The organism is Coleofasciculus sp. (assembly GCF_046565525.1).
GTDB lineage: Bacteria > Cyanobacteriota > Cyanobacteriia > Cyanobacteriales > Coleofasciculaceae > Coleofasciculus.
The window spans coordinates 63,401-87,413 of record NZ_JBKHUP010000008.1 but is presented as its reverse complement, the minus strand read 5'-3'; the positions used below and the strand labels follow the sequence as shown (position 1 = coordinate 87,413).

21 protein-coding genes are annotated in these 24,013 nt (G+C 46.0%); 11 read left to right on the top strand and 10 right to left on the bottom strand.

Annotation, left to right across the window (positions count from 1 at the left end; genetic code table 11):
* Positions 1 to 42: 42 nt before the first annotated feature.
* Positions 43 to 822 carry a photosystem II S4 domain protein gene (locus tag ACLGGO_RS04490; protein ID WP_446418420.1) on the bottom strand — a complete coding sequence of 260 codons (780 nt, stop codon included), beginning with the start codon at positions 820 to 822 and terminating at the stop codon, positions 43 to 45.
* Between the two features lie 139 nt (positions 823 to 961).
* Between ACLGGO_RS04490 and ACLGGO_RS04485 the strand changes: the two genes are divergently transcribed.
* Entirely contained in the window at positions 962 to 1,936 is a 975-nt protein-coding gene (locus ACLGGO_RS04485; protein WP_446418419.1) for an alpha/beta fold hydrolase, read from the top strand.
* A 92-nt stretch (positions 1,937 to 2,028) separates the two neighbouring features.
* Complete coding sequence (locus ACLGGO_RS04480; RefSeq protein WP_446418418.1) at positions 2,029 to 2,424, top strand: hypothetical protein; 396 nt, start codon at positions 2,029 to 2,031, stop codon at positions 2,422 to 2,424.
* 137 nt (positions 2,425 to 2,561) lie between these two features.
* On the opposite strand, the gene ACLGGO_RS04475 is transcribed toward ACLGGO_RS04480, so the two are convergent.
* Entirely contained in the window at positions 2,562 to 3,062 is a 501-nt protein-coding gene (locus ACLGGO_RS04475) for a hypothetical protein (RefSeq protein WP_446418417.1), read from the bottom strand.
* Between the two features lie 975 nt (positions 3,063 to 4,037).
* Here ACLGGO_RS04475 and serA point away from each other — a divergent pair.
* From serA to ACLGGO_RS04460, 3 genes are all read left to right on the top strand, one after another.
* Positions 4,038 to 5,621: a phosphoglycerate dehydrogenase gene (gene serA / locus ACLGGO_RS04470; RefSeq protein WP_446418416.1), complete on the top strand. Its 1,584-nt coding sequence runs from the start codon at positions 4,038 to 4,040 to the stop codon at positions 5,619 to 5,621.
* A 131-nt stretch (positions 5,622 to 5,752) separates the two neighbouring features.
* Positions 5,753 to 6,643 carry a 50S ribosomal protein L11 methyltransferase gene (gene prmA, locus ACLGGO_RS04465; RefSeq protein WP_446336930.1) on the top strand — a complete coding sequence of 297 codons (891 nt, stop codon included), beginning with the start codon at positions 5,753 to 5,755 and terminating at the stop codon, positions 6,641 to 6,643.
* A 135-nt stretch (positions 6,644 to 6,778) separates the two neighbouring features.
* Positions 6,779 to 7,231 (top strand): PPC domain-containing protein, encoded by a 453-nt coding sequence (locus tag ACLGGO_RS04460; RefSeq protein ID WP_446336931.1) that lies wholly within the window; start codon positions 6,779 to 6,781, stop codon positions 7,229 to 7,231.
* Positions 7,232 to 7,320: 89 nt separating this feature from the next.
* Here the strand turns inward: ACLGGO_RS04460 and ACLGGO_RS04455 are convergent, their stop codons facing one another.
* Positions 7,321 to 8,028: a PHP domain-containing protein gene (locus ACLGGO_RS04455; protein ID WP_446336932.1), complete on the bottom strand. Its 708-nt coding sequence runs from the start codon at positions 8,026 to 8,028 to the stop codon at positions 7,321 to 7,323.
* A 423-nt stretch (positions 8,029 to 8,451) separates the two neighbouring features.
* A complete protein-coding gene (locus ACLGGO_RS04450) occupies positions 8,452 to 9,711 on the bottom strand; it encodes a HetZ-related protein (RefSeq protein WP_446336933.1) in 1,260 nt (419 codons plus the stop codon).
* 155 nt (positions 9,712 to 9,866) lie between these two features.
* On the opposite strand from ACLGGO_RS04450, the gene ACLGGO_RS04445 reads away from it, so the two are divergent.
* Complete coding sequence (locus ACLGGO_RS04445; RefSeq protein WP_446336934.1) at positions 9,867 to 9,989, top strand: hypothetical protein; 123 nt, start codon at positions 9,867 to 9,869, stop codon at positions 9,987 to 9,989.
* Positions 9,990 to 10,131: 142 nt separating this feature from the next.
* On the opposite strand, the gene ACLGGO_RS04440 is transcribed toward ACLGGO_RS04445, so the two are convergent.
* The gene (locus ACLGGO_RS04440; RefSeq protein WP_446354827.1) at positions 10,132 to 10,797 is read right to left on the bottom strand and encodes an L-threonylcarbamoyladenylate synthase; all 666 of its coding nucleotides are present in this window, start codon (positions 10,795 to 10,797) and stop codon (positions 10,132 to 10,134) included.
* A gap of 159 nt (positions 10,798 to 10,956) precedes the next feature.
* Positions 10,957 to 12,045 carry an RNA-guided endonuclease InsQ/TnpB family protein gene (locus ACLGGO_RS04435; RefSeq protein WP_446418438.1) on the bottom strand — a complete coding sequence of 363 codons (1,089 nt, stop codon included), beginning with the start codon at positions 12,043 to 12,045 and terminating at the stop codon, positions 10,957 to 10,959.
* A 63-nt stretch (positions 12,046 to 12,108) separates the two neighbouring features.
* Here ACLGGO_RS04435 and ACLGGO_RS04430 point away from each other — a divergent pair, with 63 nt between their 5' ends.
* A complete protein-coding gene (locus ACLGGO_RS04430; protein WP_446365903.1) occupies positions 12,109 to 12,261 on the top strand; it encodes a hypothetical protein in 153 nt (50 codons plus the stop codon).
* A gap of 115 nt (positions 12,262 to 12,376) precedes the next feature.
* Positions 12,377 to 13,114: a 2-phosphosulfolactate phosphatase family protein gene (locus tag ACLGGO_RS04425; RefSeq protein ID WP_446418415.1), complete on the top strand. Its 738-nt coding sequence runs from the start codon at positions 12,377 to 12,379 to the stop codon at positions 13,112 to 13,114.
* Between the two features lie 260 nt (positions 13,115 to 13,374).
* On the opposite strand, the gene pheS is transcribed toward ACLGGO_RS04425, so the two are convergent.
* Together pheS and ACLGGO_RS04415 are read right to left on the bottom strand one after the other, a co-directional pair.
* Complete coding sequence (gene pheS, locus ACLGGO_RS04420; protein ID WP_446418414.1) at positions 13,375 to 14,379, bottom strand: phenylalanine--tRNA ligase subunit alpha; 1,005 nt, start codon at positions 14,377 to 14,379, stop codon at positions 13,375 to 13,377.
* Between the two features lie 69 nt (positions 14,380 to 14,448).
* Positions 14,449 to 14,679: a hypothetical protein gene (locus ACLGGO_RS04415; protein WP_446418413.1), complete on the bottom strand. Its 231-nt coding sequence runs from the start codon at positions 14,677 to 14,679 to the stop codon at positions 14,449 to 14,451.
* A 347-nt stretch (positions 14,680 to 15,026) separates the two neighbouring features.
* Here ACLGGO_RS04415 and ACLGGO_RS04410 point away from each other — a divergent pair, with 347 nt between their 5' ends.
* From ACLGGO_RS04410 to ACLGGO_RS04400, 3 genes are all read left to right on the top strand, one after another.
* A complete protein-coding gene (locus tag ACLGGO_RS04410; RefSeq protein WP_446418412.1) occupies positions 15,027 to 16,088 on the top strand; it encodes an AAA family ATPase in 1,062 nt (353 codons plus the stop codon).
* Entirely contained in the window at positions 16,088 to 18,874 is a 2,787-nt protein-coding gene (locus ACLGGO_RS04405) for an AAA family ATPase (RefSeq protein WP_446418411.1), read from the top strand. Before ACLGGO_RS04410 ends, ACLGGO_RS04405 begins: the two co-directional genes overlap by 1 nt.
* Positions 18,875 to 19,511: 637 nt before the next feature.
* Positions 19,512 to 20,153 (top strand): flavin prenyltransferase UbiX, encoded by a 642-nt coding sequence (locus ACLGGO_RS04400; protein ID WP_446418410.1) that lies wholly within the window; start codon positions 19,512 to 19,514, stop codon positions 20,151 to 20,153.
* A gap of 362 nt (positions 20,154 to 20,515) precedes the next feature.
* Here ACLGGO_RS04400 and ACLGGO_RS04395 read toward each other — a convergent pair whose 3' ends face one another.
* Positions 20,516 to 22,444, bottom strand: a complete 1,929-nt coding sequence (locus ACLGGO_RS04395; protein ID WP_446418409.1) for a CHASE2 domain-containing protein — start codon at positions 22,442 to 22,444, stop codon at positions 20,516 to 20,518.
* A gap of 201 nt (positions 22,445 to 22,645) precedes the next feature.
* Positions 22,646 to 23,953, bottom strand: coding sequence for a tetratricopeptide repeat protein (locus ACLGGO_RS04390; RefSeq protein ID WP_446418408.1), 1,308 nt, complete (start codon positions 23,951 to 23,953; stop codon positions 22,646 to 22,648).
* Positions 23,954 to 24,013: the final 60 nt, after the last annotated feature.

The following is a 24,013-nucleotide window of genomic DNA, read 5'->3' as shown; positions in this document are numbered from 1 at the left end:
TTTAACCTAATGCTGCTGGAGCAATTGTTAGGGAGAGTTGGTTTACATGAATCGGGTTAACTGGATACGGTAACGCTCTTTTTTGGTTATAGCAACATCTCCAACTTGCAAACGTCCTTTACCCCGAATCGCGATTAAGTCACCCGATTTAACCGAGTAACTCGCTTGGCTAATCTCTTTCCAGTTTACCCGCACATCACCTGCGCCAATCATATCTGCCATTTTACTGCGGGATGTGCCAAATCCGGCTGACGCGATCGCATCCAGGCGCATTGATGCTTCAACTGTCGTCATTTCTTTCTTCTTCGGTTCTCGAATCTTGAGTTGACTCAACTCAATGGGTCGAGCTTTCACCGGAACCGAACGCACTTGAGTGAGCTGCGTCTCCAGAAATGCGGCAATTTCTGGAACCACAATCACTTGAGCGCCGCGTTCACCCAAAACAATAATATCGCCGACTTTTTCTCGAACTATCCCCGTACCCAGAATCGCGCCCAAGAAATCCCGATGGGTGGCTGGATCAAACAGGAAATTGCCCTCAATATCTAACGCTGCTACCTCAACTTGAGACTGATCCAGAGGTAATTCTTCACGGGCGATCCCCAGACGTTGACGTTCAGCTTGAGGATATCCCCCCCATGGCAAAAGTTGTACCTCTGTCAACCGCGCAAACTGCTGCTGAATTTCCACTAGCACTGGCGGTGAGAGGAAATCGCTCAACACCACTTCCCAAGTTTTGATGGCTTGCTCTGCTTGATCAATTACACGGGCAACCGTATCACGATTTTCGACGCCTTTGAGTAAATCCTCTCGTGGCAGCATGAGTAATGATGAGTTATGAATTATGCATAATTTTGTTATTATATTTCATCTCTGAAAAAATTGCTAAAGTTATTTGTTTGGGAATAGAAACTAGCCGATGAACCGAACTGAACACTCTATCCTACTCTGACTTACTCCTATGTCACTGTTTTACCTGCGAATTTTAATCCTAACGGCTACAACCTTGTATCAAGCGATCGCCTGCTGGCGAGAAGATCGTACACCACCACCGGGTCAACGGGTGGATGTGGGCGGTTTCTGCTTGCATTACGTTACAGCAGGAACCGGATATCCAACCGTTGTACTCGATCATAGTTTGGGTGGAGTTGAGGGCTATTTTTTGGTGGATGAATTGGCGCAACTTTCGCGGGTTTGTATTTATGATCGTGCGGGTTTTGGCTGGAGCGATCACAGCCCCCATCCTCGCACCAGTAATCAGATTGTCACCGAACTTGACCAGATGTTGAACCGGGCGGGTTTGGAACCTCCCTATATTTTAGTGGGCAACTCCTTTGGCAGTTACAATATGCGTCTTTACGCCCATCGCTACCCTGAAAAAGTTGTAGGATTAGTCCTGACCGACGGGTTACATGAATCAGCGATGTTAAAAATGCCCCTAATCCTGCGCGGATTACAATTGTTCTTTGCGTCAGGCTTTATCATGTCCGTTCTGGGAGCAACATTGGGCATCATTCGTCTGCTAAATATAATTGGCGTATTTGAATTAATTAAACCGAAATTACGTCAATTTTCCCTGGATTCCCGTCAAGCGGTAAAACGTTCTTTCTGTCGCCCAAAACACTGGGTAACGATGACACGAGAAATCTTGAGTTTAGATACAAGTGGTCGCCAAGTCCGCTGCGCTAGTCATCTTAAGGATCTGCCGATTGTTAGTATTAAAGCCTCTTCATTTTTCATTCCTTCACTTCTAACCGTTTTGATGCCATTAAAAGCCGCGAATCAGTTACGCGATCGCATCCACGATGAGTTGGCTAAACTCTCGACGAATTACGTGCAACTTTCGGTTGAAAACAGCGGTCATTTTGTCTGGGTGGATCGACCAGATGCGATTATCCAAGCCGTAAAAATCCTATTAGAAAGACTGGACTATTAACCAGGGTTCATTTCAGGAAATTCAAGTTTGGTGTGCGGGTTTATCCCCAAATACAGCCGAGTAACATTCATCCTTTCATTGTAGAGTATCCGATGATGAAATCACCCAGAATTTATTTTCCGTTGTTCGTTGCAATCGCTACGGGGTTAGTGGGTAGCCTTGCTTTTATCGGTATCAGTTTACTCAACAAACCCGTTTTCTCAGAACACTCTATCGCTCAAGCTGAACCCGATTTAGACAACCTCTATCACGAAGATGAAAATCTCCCTGATGATGCAGATGTCTTTCCGCGTATGGGCAAGATTTTGGGTTCATCCGGGGAAATGTCTAACTGTCGCGCCACGCCTTGGGGAGAAATTGTTAAACTCTTACCTGGGAATGTGTTTGTTGAGATTGATAATCGCACCGTAGCTCGAGATGGTGAATCCTGGTTCCACAGCCCCGATAATCGCTGCTGGATTCACGATAGCCGCATCGATTTACTGTGATTCATTCAGCGATAGTTGTAGAGGATTTAACCTTTTGAATTTAATGGTTAAGTTGAGCCGTCTGACTCGAACGGCTTAATCTTTAAACCAATTGTTTTCTTGTCTACCCAACAAGGTTTTAATATCACCTTGGACTGTCACTGGGTATAGCCTTGAATCGTTTCCGGCTCAAACTTTTTCAATAAAGGCGTAGCTTGGCGAATTAAGTCCTCTGAACCTTTAACAACAATTATATATTTCCCCTGATTGAGGCGATTGCGATAGGGGAGTGCGTCACCACTACCCAAGGCGATACCCACACCACCGCCCACAAAAAAGCTGCCCATGGCTGCCGCGATCGCACCGAAGATACCGCCAATGATATGATTGCCTATGGGACTTATAGGTAGAATTTCAATCGCTGTGAGTAGATTAAAGGCATATCCCGCCGCAAAACCAAAGGGGAGCAACCAATAGGCGAGTTGCTTAACTTGCTTAATCGCCTGGAGATTAGGGTCAATCAAGCCAAACTCATCAGCACTTTGGTAACCTTTACCGAGAATCGTGACTTGATTCATCGGTAAGCCCCTTTTTTCCAGAACCGTGTAAGCTTCTTCGGCTTCAATGCGATTTTTCAGGACAGCAATCAGGTAGTTCATAGTATCAGGTAGAGCTATATCATTACAGAGGCTTTGACACTTAAATGAATCACACTAGGTTTGTAGTTGCGCTGTCTTCGCCATAAACGCCTTACAAACCCTAAAGTCAGCGCCATTCAGATAAAAATTAAGCCTTACTCTTCATTTTTGCCTAACCTCAATCCTAACACCTAAGAACATATTAAGAAAGTGGGCAGGTAGATGAAATGCCCTGTACTGCTATAGCAATTCCCAAGTCGATGCGATACACCTAACTGTAGGGGCACCATCCTTGCGCCCAAAGAATGGACGAAGATTTAGCGAAGAAGACGTTAAGCAACTGGCTCAAGCACCGCTATCAATTTTTAGAGAAAAATTTTGGATATATCTAGTCTCGATATTTTTGTTTTTACACCCGTGCTTAATAATTGTATTTTCTATTGTATTGGGGGAATTTGAATAGATCACGAATGGATAGGATCGTACCCCTACAAATGTTGATTTAGATGCCAATTGTTGCCCAAGCGCAAGAAACATGAATTTTTTGTCTATCACCTTTGCGCTCCAGAAAAAGAATGGTTGGCTCACAAAATTAGTGAGGAATCGGGTGTTCTTTTGACCAGGAATGCGCTACCTTTTGGATACAAATGTTTGTGTGATGGATTGGAACAGTCGTTCAACCTCGGTGCGCGATCGCTCGAACCACTCTTAACTAGCTAGCTAGCTAGGGTAACACATAATCCACGGGAATTTGAGCGGGTTTTTGGGGTTGGGGGTTGAGGATTGGCATCATGGTCAACACCCACTTAAACTCAGGGAAGTTTAAATCTTTCCGTCAATGTGGTAAGTACTGACCCCTTTACCGTTACAATAACCTACTGCGGTCAGTCATCGCGATTGTCCGGCGATAGCCCTGTTGTGTAGTTGATAAGCACTCCTATATTAATTTACAGTAAGGCGCAATCGGTGTAGCTCATTTCAACCCTTCTACTGGCAATGTCTAAAGTACTTGTATCCGATCCCATTGATCAAGCTGGAATTGATATCCTCTCCCAAGTGGCTCAGGTTGATGTGAAAACCACTCTATCGCCTGAGGAACTCGTTAGTATCATCGCTGACTATGATGCCATGATGATTCGCTCTGGCACTCGTGTGACTCAAGAAATCATCGAAGCCGGCAAACAACTGAAAATTATTGGACGTGCAGGAGTTGGCGTTGATAACGTTGATGTCCCGGCGGCTACCCGTCAGGGTATTGTGGTAGTTAACTCCCCCGAAGGGAACACCATTGCTGCGGCTGAACACGCTTTAGCGATGATGCTGTCGTTATCACGCCATATCCCAGAAGCCAATCAGTCGGTGAAAAATAGTCAATGGGATCGTAAACGCTTTATCGGCGCCGAAGTTTACAAAAAAACCCTGGGTATTATGGGTTTGGGTAAAATTGGTTCCCATGTGGCAACAGTCGCCCGTTCCATGGGGATGAAGCTACTGGCTTATGATCCCTTTATTTCCCTGGAACGAGCGGATCAGCTAGGCTGTCGCCTAGTGGATATGGATTTGTTATTACGAGAATCCGATTACGTCACCCTGCATATTCCCAAAACCCCGGAAACCACTCATCTAATTAATGCCGAAGCCTTGGCGAAAATGAAACCAACGGCTCGAATTATCAATTGCTCTAGAGGTGGAGTAATTGACGAGGCGGCTCTCTCAGAAGCGTTAAAGACAGGTAAAATAGCTGGGGCAGCACTGGATGTATTTGAGTCAGAACCCCTGGGAGAATCTCCCCTCCGAGAATTGGGCAAAGAAGTGATCCTCACGCCTCACCTCGGTGCCTCAACAGCAGAAGCCCAAGTTAATGTTGCCATTGATGTGGCTGAACAAATTCGTGATGTCCTCTTAGGATTACCTGCCCGTTCAGCTGTCAATATTCCCGGATTATCGCCTAATGTGTTAGAACAGCTCAAACCGTACATGCGTTTGGCAGAAACCCTGGGAAATTTAGTCAGTCAGTTAGCGGGTGGGCGGATTGAACTGCTGAATGTCCGGTTACAGGGTGAGTTAGCCACAAATAATAGTCAGCCATTAGTGGTAGCTTCTCTCAAAGGACTATTATCCCAAGCCTTACGTGAGCGGGTGAACTACGTTAATGCTTCAATAGAGGCAAAAGAGCGGGGAATTCGGGTGATTGAAACCCGCGATGCTTCGGTTCAAGATTATTCTGGTGGTTCGCTGATGCTATCGGCTAAGGGTTCCTTGGGTGAACATTCGGTGACGGGAGCGCTATTGAGCGATGGTGAAATTCATATCACCAGTATTGACGAGTTTCCGATTAATGTGCCACCGAGTCACCACATGCTTTTTACCCTGCACCGCGATATGCCGGGAATTATTGGTAAAATTGGGTCGCTGCTGGGTAGTTTTAATGTGAATATCGCCAGTATGCAGGTCGGTCGCAAAATTGTCCGAGGTGATGCTGTAATGGTCTTGAGCATTGATGATCCCCTACCGGAGGGAATTTTGACCGAAATCACCAAAGTTCCTGGTATTAGGGACGCTTATACGGTAACACTGTAGTCACGTCAATTTTGGATTTTGGGTTTTGGATTTTGGATAACTCAGACAGTAGAACAACGATTCTCCGGTATCTATTGGTTTTCAACGGCTCTCCCTCAATCTAAAATCTGAAATCTAAAATCTGAAATCGTATGGCAAATAGCTGGTGGGAAATTACAATTTTGAGTGATCCATCCTTGGAGGATTTAATCTTCTGGCGACTGGAGAGTTTCGGCTGTCGAGGGATGTCCTGTGAAAGCAAAGGACACTCTCAACTGATCCGAGCGCACTTACCCCAAAATCAGGCACATCTGTTGGATTTGGCAGCACTTTCCCTATGGTTGCGCCAAGATGCGCTGACGGTAGGATTGCCAATCCCCCTAACCCAGTGGCACTTGATTGATGAAGAAGACTGGGCAAGCAGTTGGAAGCAGTATTGGGAACCAACAGAAATTGGCGATCGCTTTTTGATTTATCCGGCTTGGTTATCTGTACCTCAACAAACCGAGCGACTGCTGTTGCGTCTCGATCCGGGTGCGGCATTTGGTACAGGAACCCATCCTACCACGCAGCTATGCTTGGAAGCCTTGGAAATGCGAATCAGTTATGATAATAGCCACCCAGTTATTGCGGATGTTGGATGTGGATCGGGTATTTTATCCATTGCCTCTGTATTATTGGGGGCAAAAAAAGCTTTGGCGGTGGATATTGATCCCCTAGCCGTGCGCTCCGCCCGCAGCAACCGAGAACTGAATCAGATAAGTGCCGATCGCTTAGTGGTGAAGAAAGGTAGTGTTGATCTATTGTCTCATCTTTTGAATGGGAAAAAGGTTGATGGTATTCTCTGTAATATCCTGGCAGAAGTGATTATTGACCTCATTCCCGGAATTAGTGCGATCGCAAGTCCTAAGAGTTGGGGAATTATTAGCGGGATATTGTTGGATCAGGCGAAACCCATTGCTGATACCCTAGAACAACATAACTGGACAGTGGCTACCCTATGGAAGCGTCAAGAGTGGTGTTGTTTCAATATTCGACGGTGATGATCATGAGTGCCGAATCATCAATAACTGCCAAATCATCAATAACTACCCTAGAGTCCCTCATACTAATTCGTTGAGCCTGGGGACTCCTGCGAATTTGTTGACTCGTTTAGCCTAAATGAATGCTTTTTTTCTATGATGAATGCCTTTGCCGCTCGTTTTAGCTTTGCTCTGCTTGTTCCTATAACCTGGTTGACAGTGGGCTTAACTGCGGCGGCAGTGAGAGCGCAAAATCAACTGTATAATCCGATTCCGATTCCTGAGCGTAATGAAATCTCTGATACCCTCACTGAGCAAGATATTCCTACGGGTGAGGGCGGGTTTGCCCGGGACTACACCCTCGAATTGAGTGCTGGTGACCAAGTGGCTATTGATTTGATTTCAGATAGCTTTGACACAATTGTCACACTCCTAGCCTCTGATGGCTCGACTATTGCCGAAAATGATGATGGTCCTGATGGCACGACGAATTCGTTGTTATTTTCCCGGATTACTGAAACCGGAACCTATATTATCCGGGTCCGTGCTTTTGGAGAGACGGGAGGGGGTTCTTTTACCTTGAAGGTGACACGTTTGCGACCAATTTGAATGATGAAATGCTAAAGGTTCCAATCTTCGACTGATTGTAGAGACGCGCCATGGCGCGTCTCTACACGGAAGGGTTAGTGTTGGGTAGTTTACAAACGCCGTAGCAAGTTTGAACCGTGGGTATCTGTACCACAAGTATTGAGCAAATTATAGGTGGTACTTAACTGTTTCACCTGCTGAGTTTGCTTAGGGCTGGGATGCCAAGGATCGGGGTTAGCGTAAGCATAATAGGTTTCTACTCCATCAATTCCCATGTTGGCGGCGGCGGGAATGAGTTCATGGGCTGAACGCCTATAACGGCAGGGATGAGCCAGTACCGCCAAGCCACCTGCCTGATGCAAAACATCAATTACAGTTGCCGCTTCAGCCTGCTGATGTTGGGGGGCTTTGCCATTGAGATAAGGCTTTAAGCTGGAATGGTGGGGATCAAAAGCATAGCCCAAGATATGAACATCCGTATTTAATAAGCGAGCAGTGATTTCTACGCCAGTCCAGAGGTGAGGAATTGCCTGAGTGGGTAAAGAGTGCTGGAGGGAATCTAGATAGGTTTTAGCGATTTGATAACCACCGATTGTGTGATGATCAGTGATAGCAAACCCTTTCAGACCGATGGCAATGGCTTGTTCAATTAACGTTCTGGGATGAAGCTGACCATCAGAAGCCGTAGTATGACAATGGAAATTGTAGGAACGAGGACAACTATCGGGACCCAAGGTTTGCCAAACCTGCCGGAGAGCGTGTTGATCTTGTTCTGTTACGGGGGATGATATTAAAACTGGAGCCATTTTAACCACCATGTTTGCTGATATTATTAATAAATGAGTCTAATGAATGAGATGCTCTCCTCAACTGCTTAAGACAGTAAGCTTGCCCAGAAATACGTCCTAATCATTTCAAATTGTCAACACTACCTTAGCAAAAATTAGTAGTCATCGTCTGTAGACACCCTGTAAAGCGGTCACATTTTCCATTAGTCCTTTCTCTTGTCAGCATAAAATTAGCTAATCTTTCCCCTGCGTCCTGGAGGTAATAGGCTACGTCTGAAATATGCTCCTACAATGAGCCGCAACTCCGTATTGAATCGATACTCTCAGGAGAATCCCCCATCTAAACTGGAGGAGTTAGAGGGGGATAACGGTTAGATTTGAACCGTTAAAATGACAAGCTAAGAGAATCAAATTTTTTTGTTCGACCTCCTCCATATTCACCTGTTCCACTCCTTAGTTGGCAAGAGAAACTTCGGAATTGCGAGTTTTCCAGGCAAATTCTAATAACTTAGTCCAGCGCTTTTGCAGTTGTTTGGGTGTACACTTGAGGGCTTTTGCAATCTCAGCATCACTCTTGTGGGCTTGTTTGAGAGACATTAGTTGCTGTTGTTGCTCATCAAGTTCAGCTAAAAAGGTTTCCCATTGGTCAGACGACATGCCTAATTTTTGATCCAAATCAGCTCCAAGCCATTGGTGTACCAGTTTCCAGTGGGATGACCGGGCGAATTTTTCCACATGATATTTAAAGCGCTGTTGTAGGTAGTCACGTTGGCGGGGGGTTAACCCTAAAATCTCATCGATTTCCGGTGCGGCGAGGTCTTGTAACTTTAAGACCAGATAATCCGCGCAGTCGGAGTGACCTTGTTGCTCAAGATAGTTGACCAGTTCACTCACCACGCGATCGCGCAGTACCGACTCACTGGGATCAGTGGTTTGAGCGACCAAGTGAGCCCGCACTTGTTGCATCGCCGGTGAACGGCTGAGTTCTTGGGCTTCTTCCCCCTTGGCAAATTCCACCGCCTGCTCAATATCCAAAGGAGTTTCACTGGGTTGGCGTCTGGCAAAACTTTGCGCTCTCAGGACGATAAGCTGTTGACTGCAACGGTTCGGTAACGTAATTCGCCGCTTGGCATACTGTTCCGTAAACGCCATATACTCTGCCAGTTCGATTTGAGTGCGAGGCGTGTAGTCCACATCTACCTCATTTTCCCGGCGAAATGCTTTGAGGGACTCAGCATAAAAGTCTTGTAAAAAGTCCTCAATTAAATTATAGCGAGCCGAGAATTTTAACTGGGATTGAGGTTGGGCGATATGGCGATAAACCATGGCACTTAATGTGCTGTGTAATTCAACACGCCCTTGCTTAGAACCCAATTTATAGTAGCCTAAACACTTGTGTAAGCGGTGACGTGCCAGGGTTAATTGCCACGAGCGGACTTGACCAGAGGTTTGAATGCGATCGCTCTTGCTACAGATTCGTTGTACCTCCAGCGCTATCCGGTTTGCCACCACTTGAGCGCGACTGGGTAGAGGTTTGGACTCAGAACCCGAACCACCATTGTTTTGACCTAAAGGTTTGGAACCATAGAGTGCCGACCACATTTCCTCTAGCAACAGATCAATTAAACTTTGAGTGTCTGTGCCGAAAACTTCCGGATTATCGAGGTGGTTTGGGGAAGGTTGAGTGATAGATTTTACAGTTTTAACGTTCATGGTATTGCCCCTAAAGACTACAGTTACGAATTACCCAGACATCAGCAGAGGAACGAGTGGTTATTTGGAATAAATACTCTGTTGCTGTCCACAATTTGAATGTAAAACGTTATGCTTAGTCTTTGGTGGAGTGGTGTGTCACTAAACAAGAGATCATGAGTAAACGGCAGACACCCTTACCGATTTATGGACTAGGATTATGGCTGCTAACCCTTGCTCCACCTGCATTTAGGTACTTGGCAAGGGGTCATTATTTCCATGGCTGTTGGAGTGAGTGAGAGTAGACAATTTACAAACTGGATTTATTTGTGGACTTTCGTCCGAAATCCCCCGTCTGTCTCCTGTAGTCCGAATCCTGAAAAAGCGAAAGCCTAACTGGATTGGGTTTAACTTTAAAGGGTTACACCCATCAGTCTCACCTTATTCCCAACTCTGGCTAGCGGGTACAGCCCACGCCGTTGCGGCTTCCCATCCCAAACCTTGGCGCAGGATTGTCGGTTCATCCCCAGTCATATCCAGAATGGTAGATACCTGGAAACCGGGTTCCGAGCCATCCTCGACAATAATGTCCACTAAACCTTCAAACTGATCAAAGAGTTTGGCACTTTCAAGTCCCACAGTGGGGAAATGTCCCATCTCATCGGGTAAATGAGCCGACGTGGAAATCACGGGGTTGCCTAACGCTTCGAGTATGGCTTGACAAACCGGATGATCCGGAACTCGGATACCACTGGTTTTGCGCTTGGGACTCATCACTAGTCGGGGTACTAATTTGGTTGCGGGTAGCACAAAGGTATAAGGTCCAGGAATCAAGCGTTTCATAATTCGGTAAGCTGGGTCACTCACCCAAGCATATTCAGAAATGTTGGATAACGAGGAACACAAAAACGTTAACGGCTTCTCATTCGAGAGTTGCTTTAAACGCCTGACCCGTTCCACAGCAGATTTGACATTTAGGTCGCAACCAATGGCATAGACGGTATCTGTGGGATATAACATCACCGCACCGTCTCTTAGGTCGTCCCTTATTTTCTCTATTCGGCGTATTTGAGGCGTTTCCGGATGGAGGGTGTAAATCGTTGCCATAATCGTTCAAAATGATTGCAATGGTTAGATGATCTAATAAAAACCTAAACCGTTACATAAAACTTACACAAATCTACCAATACCTGGTAAAATATGCTGTTTACTTCCTGCTTCATCCTGGCAGTGACGGCACTTAACCAGTCCACAGGCTAACGCCACCTAACTGGCGGCTATCTCCAAATTAATGGAGGCGTTGAAATCTCGGTCGATTTCCAGTCCACAGTTGTCACACCGGAAAAATCGCTCAGATAAAGGCATTTCATCCTTAACGGTATGACACCTCGAACAAGTTTTAGTCGAGGGATACCATTGGTCTACTACAACCAGTGTTGCTCCGTACAGCTTGCACTTGTACTCTAGCTGGCGTTTGAATTCGTAAAAACCCATATCCTGAATAGCTTTTGCTAGTTTATGGTTAGCCATCATTCCAGACACGTTCAACTTTTCTATCCCTATTCGGCTGTGTTTTTTGGCTAAATAGGATGTGAGTTTGTGCAACGTGTCTTTTCTAATGTTGGCTATTTTCCGGTGCAGACGGGCTATCTTGATTTGGGAAGACTTCCAGTTAGCTGAACCGATTTGCTTGTGGCGGTTCAACCATTGCAGGCGAGAGAGTTTTTTCTCGTACTTTCGATAAGCTTTCGCCCCCTCCACTACAACCCCGGTAGACAAGACGGCTAATGCTTTTATGCCGAGATCAACACCCACTACAAGGTGAGGCTTGGGTCGGTTAACTGGCTCATGTTCCAGCTTAAAGCTGATAAACCATCGGTCAGCCGTCCTGGATATGGTTACAGATTTGGGTTGAAAACAGACTGGTAGCCGTTCATAGGTCCTCAACCAACCAATTTTAGGGACTCTAATTTTAAAGTGGTCGAGCTTGATTGACCCATCCAGGGTAAAACTATCACCCCGCCCTTTTTTCTTAAACCGAGGCGGCTTTTTATTTTTCTCAAACGCATCTTTCCAGGCTTGAGCCAATTGCCTAAGCGCATACTGGGGGGCGCATTTACTCACCTCATAATACCAGGGGCAGATGGGTTTAACCAGCGCTACCAACCACTTATGTAGATCAATCCCAGTAGGAAACTTGATTTTATCCTCTGGGTTATCCTGGTTGTGATCAAGTATCTGTTTGGTTAAACCTAAACCCCAATTCCAAGCATGGCGAGAAACGCCACAATGTTTAGCTAGTGCTGTTCGCTGCTTGTTATTAAGTTTTAATTCGGTCTTAAAACCTAATAGCATTGGCTCAATCCGCTTAATCGGTGTTATATTCGTATTGTACACGACCATAGCGAAAGTGTCAGGATGTCCAGGAAGAAGATCTACAACGAATCCAAGCGTAAACTCACCATGACGCTGACAGAAACGGCTGTTCGGTGGTTGGAGCAAGAGCGGGAAAGGATAGGTGCGAATAGTCTAAGTGACACGATTGAACGCATGGCGCGAAAAAAAGGTTAAAAACTACCGGAAAAATCGAGAAATTTCCGGCAAATAAGCCTTTTATCATTAACCCTATGACCTTAAGTGGGTACAATATGGAGTCGGCATTTGAAAAAGCAGGTGCACTGAGCCAGTGAAGCTATTTATTTACCACACCCCCGAACTTACCCCAACCGATACGATGCCAGACTGTGCGATCGCGGTTGATGTGCTAAGAGCTACAACTACCATTGCCACAGCGTTGCACGCGGGTGCTGAAGCGGTTCAAACCTTCAGCGATATCGAGCAGTTAATGCAAGTGAGCGAAAAATGGCTCCCAGAAAAACGCCTTCGCGCCGGAGAACGGGGCGGCTCAAAAGTCGCTGGCTTTGACTTAGGCAATTCTCCCCTCGACTGCACGCCAGAGCGAGTCCAGGGATGCCGTTTGTTTATCACGACGACCAATGGGACTCGCGCCTTACAGCGGGTTCAGAACGCCCCTGTGGTGCTAGCCGCCGCCATGGTGAATCGTCAGACGGTTGTGCAGTATCTGCTTGAGCAAAAGCCCGAAACTGTTTGGCTTGTGGGTTCAGGCTGGGAAGGCTCCTACTCCCTAGAAGATACCGCTTGTGCCGGTGCGATCGCAGATAGCCTGATCACTCACACCGATCATTCTCTTGGCGATATTGCGGGTAATGATGAAGTCATCGGCGCTCTTGCCCTTTATGCTCAGTGGAAAGACAACTTGTTAGAATTGTTTCACCATGCCAGTCATGGTCAACGCCTACTCCGGTTAAACTGTCACGAAGATTTAAAATATTGCGCCCAAGCTGATATTTTAGACGTTTTGCCCATTCAGAAAGAACCTGGAGTGTTAGTCAGAAAATTCTGAGATCAGTCAGGGCGGGTTTATTCACATCCCTTGTGAGTTCAGAAACGATAATAATGAAACCCGCCCCTACACATTCAATACCCCCCCTGCTTCCCCTGCTCCCCCTGCTTCCCCTGCTTCCCCTGCTCTCCCTGCTTCCCCTGCTCCCCCTGCTTCCCCTGCTTCCCCTGCTCTCCCTGCTTCCCCTGCTCCCCCTGCTCCCCCTGCTTCCCCTGCTCCCCCTGCTCCCCCTGCTTCCCCTGCTTCCCCTGCTTCCTCATCTAAAACTGTTGCAAAAAGCGCAAATCACTGGTATACAAGCGGCGGATATCATCAATTTGGTGCATGACTAGAGCAAAACGTTCCGCGCCAAACCCCGCCGCAAACCCTGTATAAATTTCTGGGTCATAACCAACCGTTTTCAGCACATTGGGATCAACCATTCCACAGCCGCCCATCTCTAACCATTTCCCTCTCCATTTCACATCGATTTCCGCAGAAGGTTCTGTGAATGGGAAATAACTAGCACGTAAGCGAACATCTACGTCTTCACCAAATAATTCTTGGAAAAAGACTTTTAAAGTCCCTTTGAGATCCCCAAACGTGATCTCCTCATCAACCGCTAAAATTTCAATTTGATGGAAAACGGCGGAGTGTGTCGCATCAACCGTATCACGACGATAAACCCGTCCTGGTGCAATAATTCGGATTGGGGGTTCATTATTTTCCATGTAGCGAATCTGCACCGAAGAGGTATGGGTTCGCAGTAGGTTCCCATCGGGGAGGTAAAAGGTATCCTGCATATCTCGCGCCGGATGGTCTTGGGGTGTATTTAATGCCTCAAAATTATAGTAATCTGTCTCCATCTCTGGTCCGGTGGCGACGGTGTAACCCAGACCCACAAAGATGTCCAGAACTTGGTCAATGATACTATTGAGCGGGTGAATCCGACCTTGAGGACGATAAACCCCTGGCATCGTTACGTCAAGGGTTTCGGCGGCTAATTGTGCCTGAATTTGGGCAGCTTGTAAATCTTGGCGTTTGTTGTCAAGGGATTGCTGGAGGGCTTCTTTGACTTCATTCGCTAACGCCCCAATTCGAGGTCTATCCTCTGGGGATAGCTCCCCCATCCCGCGCAAGATTTGGGATAACTGTCCTTTTTTCCCCAAGTAGTTTACGCGCAACTGTTCCAATTGATCCAGCGTATCAGTTGTTGCGATCGCAGGAGTCGCTTCTTGTTTGAGGGCAACTAATTGGGTCTCTAGCTCGTTGAGCGAAGTAGTCATGAATTCAGTCGTTATCAGGTTTGACAGAGGCAATGCTTGCCAAGGCTTTTCTTAGTTTACCCTTAACGGCTAACGGCGAGGGGGAAAGAAAACCTTATTATATTCCGCCAACGCCAGAATGAGGAGTGCGATCGCTAATATAACCGCTGTGGTGATCCCGCCATACTCGACTAAGGTTGTGGGGTTGATTTGGGTTAACGGTGTGGGTGTAACAGCTTCGATGGCGTTAGCTTGAGGTTCGGGTGTGATTGGGGATTGGGGTTCTAGATGCGGTTGGGTTTGGGGGTTGGGGTTGATCATGGTTTTTACCTCGGTTATCGATACAACCATGATGGCTTTGGTAATCGGTATTTTAGGTAGGTAGAAGTAGGGGACTTGGTAATGTCAGTGTTTGTAGGTCAATGTAGGATAATGTTGGTTTGTTATTCCTCATTCGTCCTTTTTCGTTTGTCGTTCGACATTTAACCACCTGTAGGGGCGACCCGCTTGCACGAATGAACAACACCAATCTACTCAATTGACTTGGGTCGCCCTCTTATCAGTTTGTTCTCAATATTGAAACGTTGATGGCGAAGACAGCGCAACTACAAACTAGCAGAATTGGGATAGGTTCGATAAAATTGGCAAATGAACCTCGATGTTAACTAATGGACTCAAAAGAGGCGCTAGAATTCATCAACAGGCGGCTGTGGGAGAACTCTCAGCCTGTTTTGACTGAAGCGGAAGAGGTGATTGTGCTTGGGATTTGGCAAGGTAATGGTTATAAACAGATTGCTGCCCAAAACTATTTTGATGATCAATACACTAGAGAATTAGGCGCAAAGTTATGCAAAAGACTGAAAGAGTATTTTAATGCCGAAATCAATAAACGGAATTTTAAAAAGCAAATTGAATATCTTTACGGTGTAGAGGTTCAAGTTCAACCGCTAGAATCAGATGGGTCAGCCTCTACTGAAGTGTTACAAGAAAGTTCGATTCCTGTAGATTCTGAGAACCCAACGATTAATCCCTTCACTCCCCAACAAGGCAGAATTGATAATCCGCAAGACTTCTTTAACCGAGAACGGGAAATCCGGCAGATATTCGAGGTAATTAATAGTGGTAGCAGTGTTGCCTTAATCGGAGCAGAGGGTGTCGGTAAATCTTCTTTACTTTCCCAGATTGTCCGACTGGCGGATACTCATCTCCATTCGCCGCGTCAGCCTGTCTTTCTGGACTTAAATCTGGTTGAAGATGAAGATGATTTCTACGGTGCATTATGTGATGAGATTGGGATACCTGAAAGCAAGGGAGCAAGGTTAAGTCGCCATTTAAAATCGCGTCAAATCCTGCTGGCTTTAGATAATGTGGGAAAAATGACCTGGGATGGCTTTAATCGGGGTGTGCGAGATTATCTCCGGGGTTTAGCTGAGGGGAGTCATGCACCAATCAAGCTGGTTTTGGCGGCGAATGAATCTTTAGATAAACTGTTTAATGATAGTTGGGATAATGGCAAAACTTCGCCTCTGGCAGGAGTTTGTCAAGAAGAAATCATAAAACCCTGGGATGAATCAACCACCCGTGATTTTATTGATACACGTTTGGCGATGAATTCGATACGGTTTACTGAAGCTGAAATTAATCAGTTAGTTGAGGATAGTGGGGGTTATCCACGGCGATTGATGCAGTTGTGTTATCGAATGTATTCTCGGTATTTGGAGAGTGGGTAATGAGCCAAGATGTAATAAATCAGGATGCAATCAAGCAAGATGAAAGTCAGCAAGATAATGAAGTCTCTGTTCCTCGCTTAGATTTAGCGCCGAAACTGAAGCGCCCTCTCTCATTATGGAATCCTTTGGATTATCTACGCTTATTGTATTGGGTGTTTTATTTTCCTCAAGCCTTGCGCTGGTATGTAAACACCTTCGGCGGTGGGTATATTCCTCCAAAAGAAATGAATTGGCGTAAGGGCTTAGAACAATTGCGCCAGAATCCCATCCAGCGCCAGTTGTTTATAAAAGGGTTGGTATTAACAGTTTTAACACCACTGATTATAGGTTTAATAATCCTAAAAATAGGCATTTTAATTGATTTATTTTATGTATTGTACGGTCTGCTTTTGGGTTTATTTTTGAACATATTTTTGAGTGTAGGGTTGGGTGTAGTCATAGGTGTAACGTTAGGTTTAGCGGTCGCTGTGGCGTCAGGCTTAACTTGGGGTTTAGCTTGGGGGACGGCAAATAGCGTGGCATGGGGTCTAGCTTTTGGCTTGGTATGCAGTGTGGCGTGGGGTCTAGCTTCAGGTGTGGAATTAAAGTTTGGCTTAAAAGGAAGAGATGGTTTATTAAAGGACAATTTATCCTATGAGCCAGCGTTGGATATAATATTTTTAATTCAGTGCATAGTCTGGGGAACCTTAGCGCTGTACTTTATAGAGATTGCACCACTCATTATTGTTGTACCAGCTCAATACGCAGCTTTTTTGTTTGCGTGGGGTTTCGCGATAAGACGTCCGGACAATTGGTTGTTAAATTTTATTTTCATTACTATAAGAGACTGTAATTCATCCTGGATGTTTCCTCATTTAACTCCACTTCATCAACCTAATTTGTTTATTAATTTAACAAATTGGCTACGACAAGATTGGAAAATGGGCATCCAAAATGCTAACCAGTTGTTGGCATACACCTATCAGTTTATGCCTGTAATTTGCGCGGTGAATATGGTTTTAGCTGATACACCTTCAAATCAAGTTTTGTATCGGGTAGTCCAGTTAGCAGAAGTCCCTTACGATTGGAAGTTACTGCGTTTTGCTTCAGAAGAACTGAGTACGAGAACTAAGTCAAGAGTTGTTGATCTTAGCTTAGACACCCCCGCCCGCGCTGCGGCGGCTGGTTTCTGGTATCTCCATGAAAAAGAACCAGCCAAAGCCACTGAAGCATTTGCCGTTGTTCGTTCCCTTCTCTATGGTGAGGAACTCTTAACCCTCGCCCAAACTCTCACCACCTTCTCCGACGCCAAAGAACCTGCCACAATCGCCACATTAGAACTACCTATTTCCCCCAATGAACCCTTACTACGTCCCATAACCTGGAACACAATCAACGCTCTCCGTCGAGTCGTGGAAGATGTGCGAGTCGTTCAGCGTAGCGTCTCTCGTTCCACCCGTTCCTTTGCCCTCAACCGCGCCTTAGGAGAACTAGAAACTATCCTCAACCATATCGAAACCCTACCCGAAGCTGAACGAGAACTCATCAAAGATATTGCCCAAACCTGGCAAGACGCCTTATTACAAATCGCGGCTGAAATTGGCGATATTTCCATCACCAAACCCGTCACCAATCCTTATGTTGTCGGTGACCCCGTTGAAGGGAATCGCTTTGTGGGACGAGACGATATCCTCAGACAATTAGAAGAACTCTGGGTGATGGGTCAACAACTCCAATCTGTGGTTCTCTATGGTCATCGCCGCATTGGGAAAACCTCGATTCTTTTAAATGTGGCAAACTGTTCCGGTTCACGGGTAAAAGTCGTTTATATTAACCTACTGCGTTTAGGCAGTCCCCAAGGTGTCGGGGAAGTGTTAATGGCGATAAGTGATGCAATTTCTGATGCTATCGGTTGTCCCCCTCCCGATGATGATGCTTTGCTAAATCTTCCTTATCGGACGTTTGAACGTTATTTTAAACAGGTGGTTGAGATATTACGGGAAACATCTGTACAGGGGTTAATTATTGCCCTAGATGAATTCGAGAAAATCGAGGAACTTATCGAAGCGGGAAAAATCCCTAATGATTTTATTGGCTATCTGCGGGGATTGGTGCAAATGAATGCTCAAGTCGCCTTTGTGTTTGCCGGGTTGCACACCTTAGAAGAAATGACCGCCGATTATTTCCAACCCTTTTTTGCCAGCGTTATTCCGATTCACGTTGGTTTCTTAGAACCTGCTGCAACGCGCCAGATTTTAGCCAATCCCAGCCTAGAAAATCCAGATTCGACTGTTTCAGATGTGCCGGAAAATGAGGCGGTTGATTTTCCCCTAGATTACACCCCAGACGCCCTTGACTTAATCTATCGTCTCACCGCAGGTCAACCCTATTTAGTTCAATTGCTGGGATTCCAACTTGTGCGCCGTTACAATGATTTTGTGTTTGAACAGGGACATTCTCGTGACCCCGTTTTTACGGTAGAGGATGTGGAAGCGGTGATTAATAACCCCGCATTTTATCAGCGGGGACGGTATTATTTTGATGGGGTTTGGGGTCAAGCGGCGCGAGGAGTTGCGGGTCAACAGGCAATCCTCAAGGTGTTAGCGCCTCACCCGGATGGGTTAATGATTGAACAATTAAGGATAAAATTAGCAGAATTATTCAGAGAATCAGGACTTGCGCCCCTAGAGAAGAAACAATTAGAGGAAGCGTTGGAGACATTAAAACGCCATGATGTGATTCAGCAAAAGGGTGATTATTGGCAGATTATTGTCGAACTCTTCCGGCGCTGGTTGTTAAATCAATAGATTGTTATTTATCATTGGTAATTTGTCCTTTATTGAATCAGTTTTTTACCGAATTATATATATTTGTTCAACACAGAGATACTTAGTTACCTAATTGTAGTGGCGTGACACACCTAATTTTATAAATTAACCTTACGCCCGGAAACCGTAGGGGCGCACTGACGTGCGCCCAATTCAATGACGTGCACCCAATTCAATAGTCAAATCTATTTCACCATTTTTAAGAAGCCCCCTTCACCCGCCAAGAACTCAAGTTCTTGGCTTATAGCTCAAGTCCACTCAAGTGGACTAAATTTCCTATATCCCCGTCCCGTCGTCTACAAGTTCGAGATATCAGTTAAAACAAACATAATAGCAAGTGTGAGGTTTTATTGGTTGTCTACCTCGGATAGTTACTATCAAACTGTTAGCATCTAAATTCTATTTTTTAAACGCAGCGGGACGCAGAGGAATGGGAAAATTTTACTTGATTTTTAATTGCATCCGATGCTAAGAACCCTGGGCAATAGGAATATTGTTGACAAAATAATTCAATTTTCTGTAGAAACTTAGCCAGATACACCTCTAAGTAGGTTGGTGGAAATAAACTAAACCATGTTAAGTTTTGTAAATATCCCTCAAACCCTTACATAAACGAATGACGAATGACAATCCCCAAACATTCCCCTTAATCCTCGGTATTACTGGTGCCTCTGGCTTAATCTATGCAGTACGTGCCGTGAAATTTCTCTTAGAAGCCGACTATACCATTGAACTCGTGGCATCAAAATCAGCCTATATGGTTTGGCAAGCCGAACAAAACACCCGTATGCCTCCAGAACCTGAACAGCAGGGACAATTCTGGCGTCAGCAAGCCGATGTACCCAAAAAAGGCAAGCTAATTTGTCATCGCTGGGGAGATGTGGGTGCAACCATTGCCAGTGGTTCATTCCGGACGTTGGGAATGGTGATTATCCCCTGTAGTATGAGTACAGTGGCAAAAATTGCTAATGGTTTGAGTTCGGATTTATTGGAACGGTCAGCCGATGTGCAGTTAAAAGAAGGGCGTCAACTGATAATCGTACCCCGTGAAACCCCATTCAGCTTAATTCACCTGCGTAACCTCACCACCCTAGCCGAAGCTGGGGTAAAGATTGTGCCAGCAATTCCCGCCTGGTATCATAATCCTCAAACCATTGAAGATTTAGTAGATTTTGTTGTAGCGCGTACCTTTGATCAACTGAATATTGACTGTGTTCCCCTAACGCGATGGCAAGGCGGTTTTCGGGAAAAAATTTGACCCTTCCCTTGGCTCAGTAAATCGGGTTTGTAGGGGCGGGTTTCACAATTATCGTTTCTTACTTCACCCAAATGTAACTAAACCCGCCCTAACCAAGTCACGGCGATTAAAATCGCTGCTACACAAACAAAGTCCGCCTACGCGGACTGAATTGTAATGGCGGTAGTCAACCTGAATTTAGCATTAGCTAGGCGTCTAATCGATTGCGTTTAATCTAATTCAGCTCTAACATTTGAACTCCCTTGTATACTCTGCACTCCTACTCTGAGACGAAGGGTATTGACTTAAGGCTGGTGGGCAATGCCCACCCTACGGTATATTAAGGGTTTCGGCGATGTCAAAATGCTTATTTCAGTGCCATTCTACTCTGATACCGTGGTTCGTGCCAAAACGCGATAAACATTCACCGTTTGCTGTTTCCCCTTCAAAGCTAAAGGTCCCCAGGATTCAACCTCAAACTCCCCTTGCAGTTGATCCAGCGTCTGTTGACCAATGAGAATCCGACAGGGAGTCGGTTGACGCTGTTTCTCACAACTCTCTAGCCGGGAAGCAATATTAACACTATCGCCGATAACTCCATATTCTAAGCGGTCTTTCCCCCCCAAACTGCCCACCACAACTGGACCTGTAAAAATGCCAATCCGCATTTCAATCACAGGTAAACCTCGGCGTTGCCAATCCCGGTTCATCTGTTCTAGGCGATCGCTAATCGCTAAAGCACAGTCTACCGCCGCTTTCGCATCTTCGGCGACTTCGGTTCTGTGGAGACGAGACATGGGGACACCAAACGCTACCATCACCCCATCACCGGTAAACTTATTCACAATCCCCTGACGCTGGAGGACTTCACGAGTCACTACTCCCAGAATTTCATTTAACCACTCCAACAACGCCTCTGGGGTCATTTTTTCCGATATGGTGCTGAAATCTTTTATATCAGCAAAGAACATCGTGGCGGTGAGGCGAATCCCCGGTAACTTCCCAGATTTTAGCAAGCGATCGCGACCTTGCCAAAGAGCTTGAGCCACTTCCGGAGAGGTATTCTGTCCCAACAGCTTCATCACAATCTGCTGCTGTTGATGGGCTTCATAGGAACGATGGGTAACAAAAATTGCCACCGTTAACACAAATCCTGATGCTGGCGCTGCAAACGGAACCCAGCCACCTTGGGTGAGTAGGTAAAAACAAGCACTGGATAACACCCCCAAACTACCCGTTACCCCAATAATTAACGCCAGAGGATGATACGTCACCCGCCCCAATATCCCACCAATTGCAATCCAGCCAATAATCCACAGGATTTCCTCCTGTTGGGACCAAAACCAGAATAAAGAGCGTTCACCCGTCGCCGCATCAAGGAATTGACTAACCATTTGAGCCTGCATTAAAACCCCAGACATTTTCGGGTTTTCGTCTAAAACGGGACTAAAGGGTGTGGCGAATAAGTCTTTGAGACTGGGTGCTGTTGAACCAATAATCACAATCTTATCCTGCACCCAACTCGGATCAACCTTTCCCGCTAAAACATCGCTCAGAGAAACCTGTCGCGCCACCTGATTAGGGGAGCGATAATTGAGTAAGATTTGGAACCCTCTAGTATCTACCTTTTGATATCCCCCCGCATCTTCTGTTAAGGGTGACAACACAGCCTCACCAAGCTGGGGAATGTCTGGGTTATTGGGACTAGCTTCCAGTTCAATCCCACGGCGTTCTAGATAAGTAAGTGCCAGAAGCAGGGAAAATGAGAAAAGCACGCCGCTTTCATTCTCCGCCAAATATAAATTGCGACGAACCACATCATCCGGGTCAAGGGGTATATCATTAAAACCGATGCGTTCCGGTGATACGTCTGGGGGTGGTGGAGTTCCGGCGCGGATATCGATATTTTGAATGGCAATTAAATTCGGTTTTTGCAGTTGTTCCACTAACTGCTGATGACCCGGTTCCACGGGAAGATTGCGATATAAATCTAGACCAATAACGGCGGGGTCAGCGGCTTGCAATCGCCGTAAAACCCGTGCTAAAACCTGATCTGAGATGGGCCACTGGTTTTGATTTTCTAGGTCTTCTTCTGTAATCGCGACAACTAAGATCCGGGGGTCAGGTTCAGTTTCCAGAGGTAGTAGGCGGACAAACTGATCATACGCCGCCAGTTCTAGCGGTTCTAGTCCACCCAAGTGTCGCACGCCCAGAAGGGTAATGATCACAGCAATGGTTGAAACTCCCACGACTCGCAGATGTGCCAAATCGGGTAACGCAATACGAACCGTTCGAGGGATGCGAAAAACCATAAAAATAGATCTCTGAGCGTCTCAGAAGCCGCTGGACAGCTATGGAGAGATTACTCGAACCCGAAGATGCCTTAAATTTGTCCAACTGACTGTAGCAGCCAACCCCTTCCCGCATTATGCCACAGTTTGTAGTAGGCACTAAGCGTGCCTCAAGCGAGTCAAGCGCTTACAACAAATGCAGTTTGTAGCAGGATATTTAACTTAGCGATCGCGCTCTAAATCATCTATTACCTTTTGCAGATACCAATTCTCCGGCATCCCCGGATATTTTTTCTTAGCTATTTCAATCAAACGGGCAGCAACATCCCAGTATCCACCCACCATCCGCAGGAGTTGTTGTTGTAACTCTCGATCCACCCGCGCATTCGACCAAATTTGTCGTTCTTGATTGATAAAGATATCTTTCCGATTCAGTTTAGCGGAGCGTTTTTTAATCTCAGCTTCAGCCTTTGCTATTTGCTGCTTCTGCTGATTTAATGCCTGATGATACTTCTGCCAATCCTGTTTCTCAAAATACAGATTCGCCGCTTGTTGATAATCATCCGCCGCGCCTTGGTAATCTTGAAAATCAGCACGCGCCGCCGCCCGATGATAATAAATTTGTGGATCATTGGGCTGAATCGTCAACCCTCGTGAATAGTCCTCAATTCCTTGGCGATAATCGCCCAGTTTTGAGTAAGCTTGACCCCGACAGACGTAAAATTGAGAATTTTCTGGTTGTATCTCAAGTAACTGGGTAAAATCATCGATCGCGCCCCGATAGTCCCCCAGTTCAATGCGAACCCGCCCCCGATAGTGACGAACTTGGATATCCTGGGGATCGAGCTGCATGGCTCGACCGAGATCTTGCATCGCTCCTTGTAAATTCCTCAATTTACTGCGAATAATTCCGCGATAGCAATAGGCTCTAGCATCATTGGGCGCAACTTGCAACAGCCACTGACAATCCTCTAAGGCTTCCCGATAGTTCCCCCGTTCTAGCTTGGTGATAACCTGAGTCAGATATTTCTGCGTCTCGGCTGCACTCGCCGCCTGGATTTGCGCTGCCTGAATTTGTTTGATACTCTCTAGGCAATTCTGGCAATTGTCTTTATCCTTCTGTTCCAGGTACAGTTTTGCGGCTTGTTTAAAAGATGCGATCGCGTCTTTCATTTTCCCCAGCCGACGGTAGGCTGTACCTTGCAGCTTATAAGCCGCCCCGTGATTACTATCAATCTGGAGAACCTGTTGAGCATCCTCCAGGGAAGCTTGAGCATCTCCCTGCGCCAATTGAGCCAAACTGCGCCCCAAATAACTATCGAGATGTTCAGGATTCACCTGTAGCGCCTGAGAATAGTCTGCGATCGCACCTTGCCAATCCCCCAAATCAAAGCGAGCCAATCCCCTTTTGTAGTAAGCATCGGCAAATTCCGGATTAATCTGCAACGCTTGCTCAAAATCCTGAATCGCTCCCTCTAAATCCCCTTGTTGCGCCTTCTGTCGCCCTCGATCGTAAAATTCATGCTCCATTGCCCACGTCCAACTCGTTTATGCGATCGCCAGTTGTCTTGTCAATCATGATAACCTCAT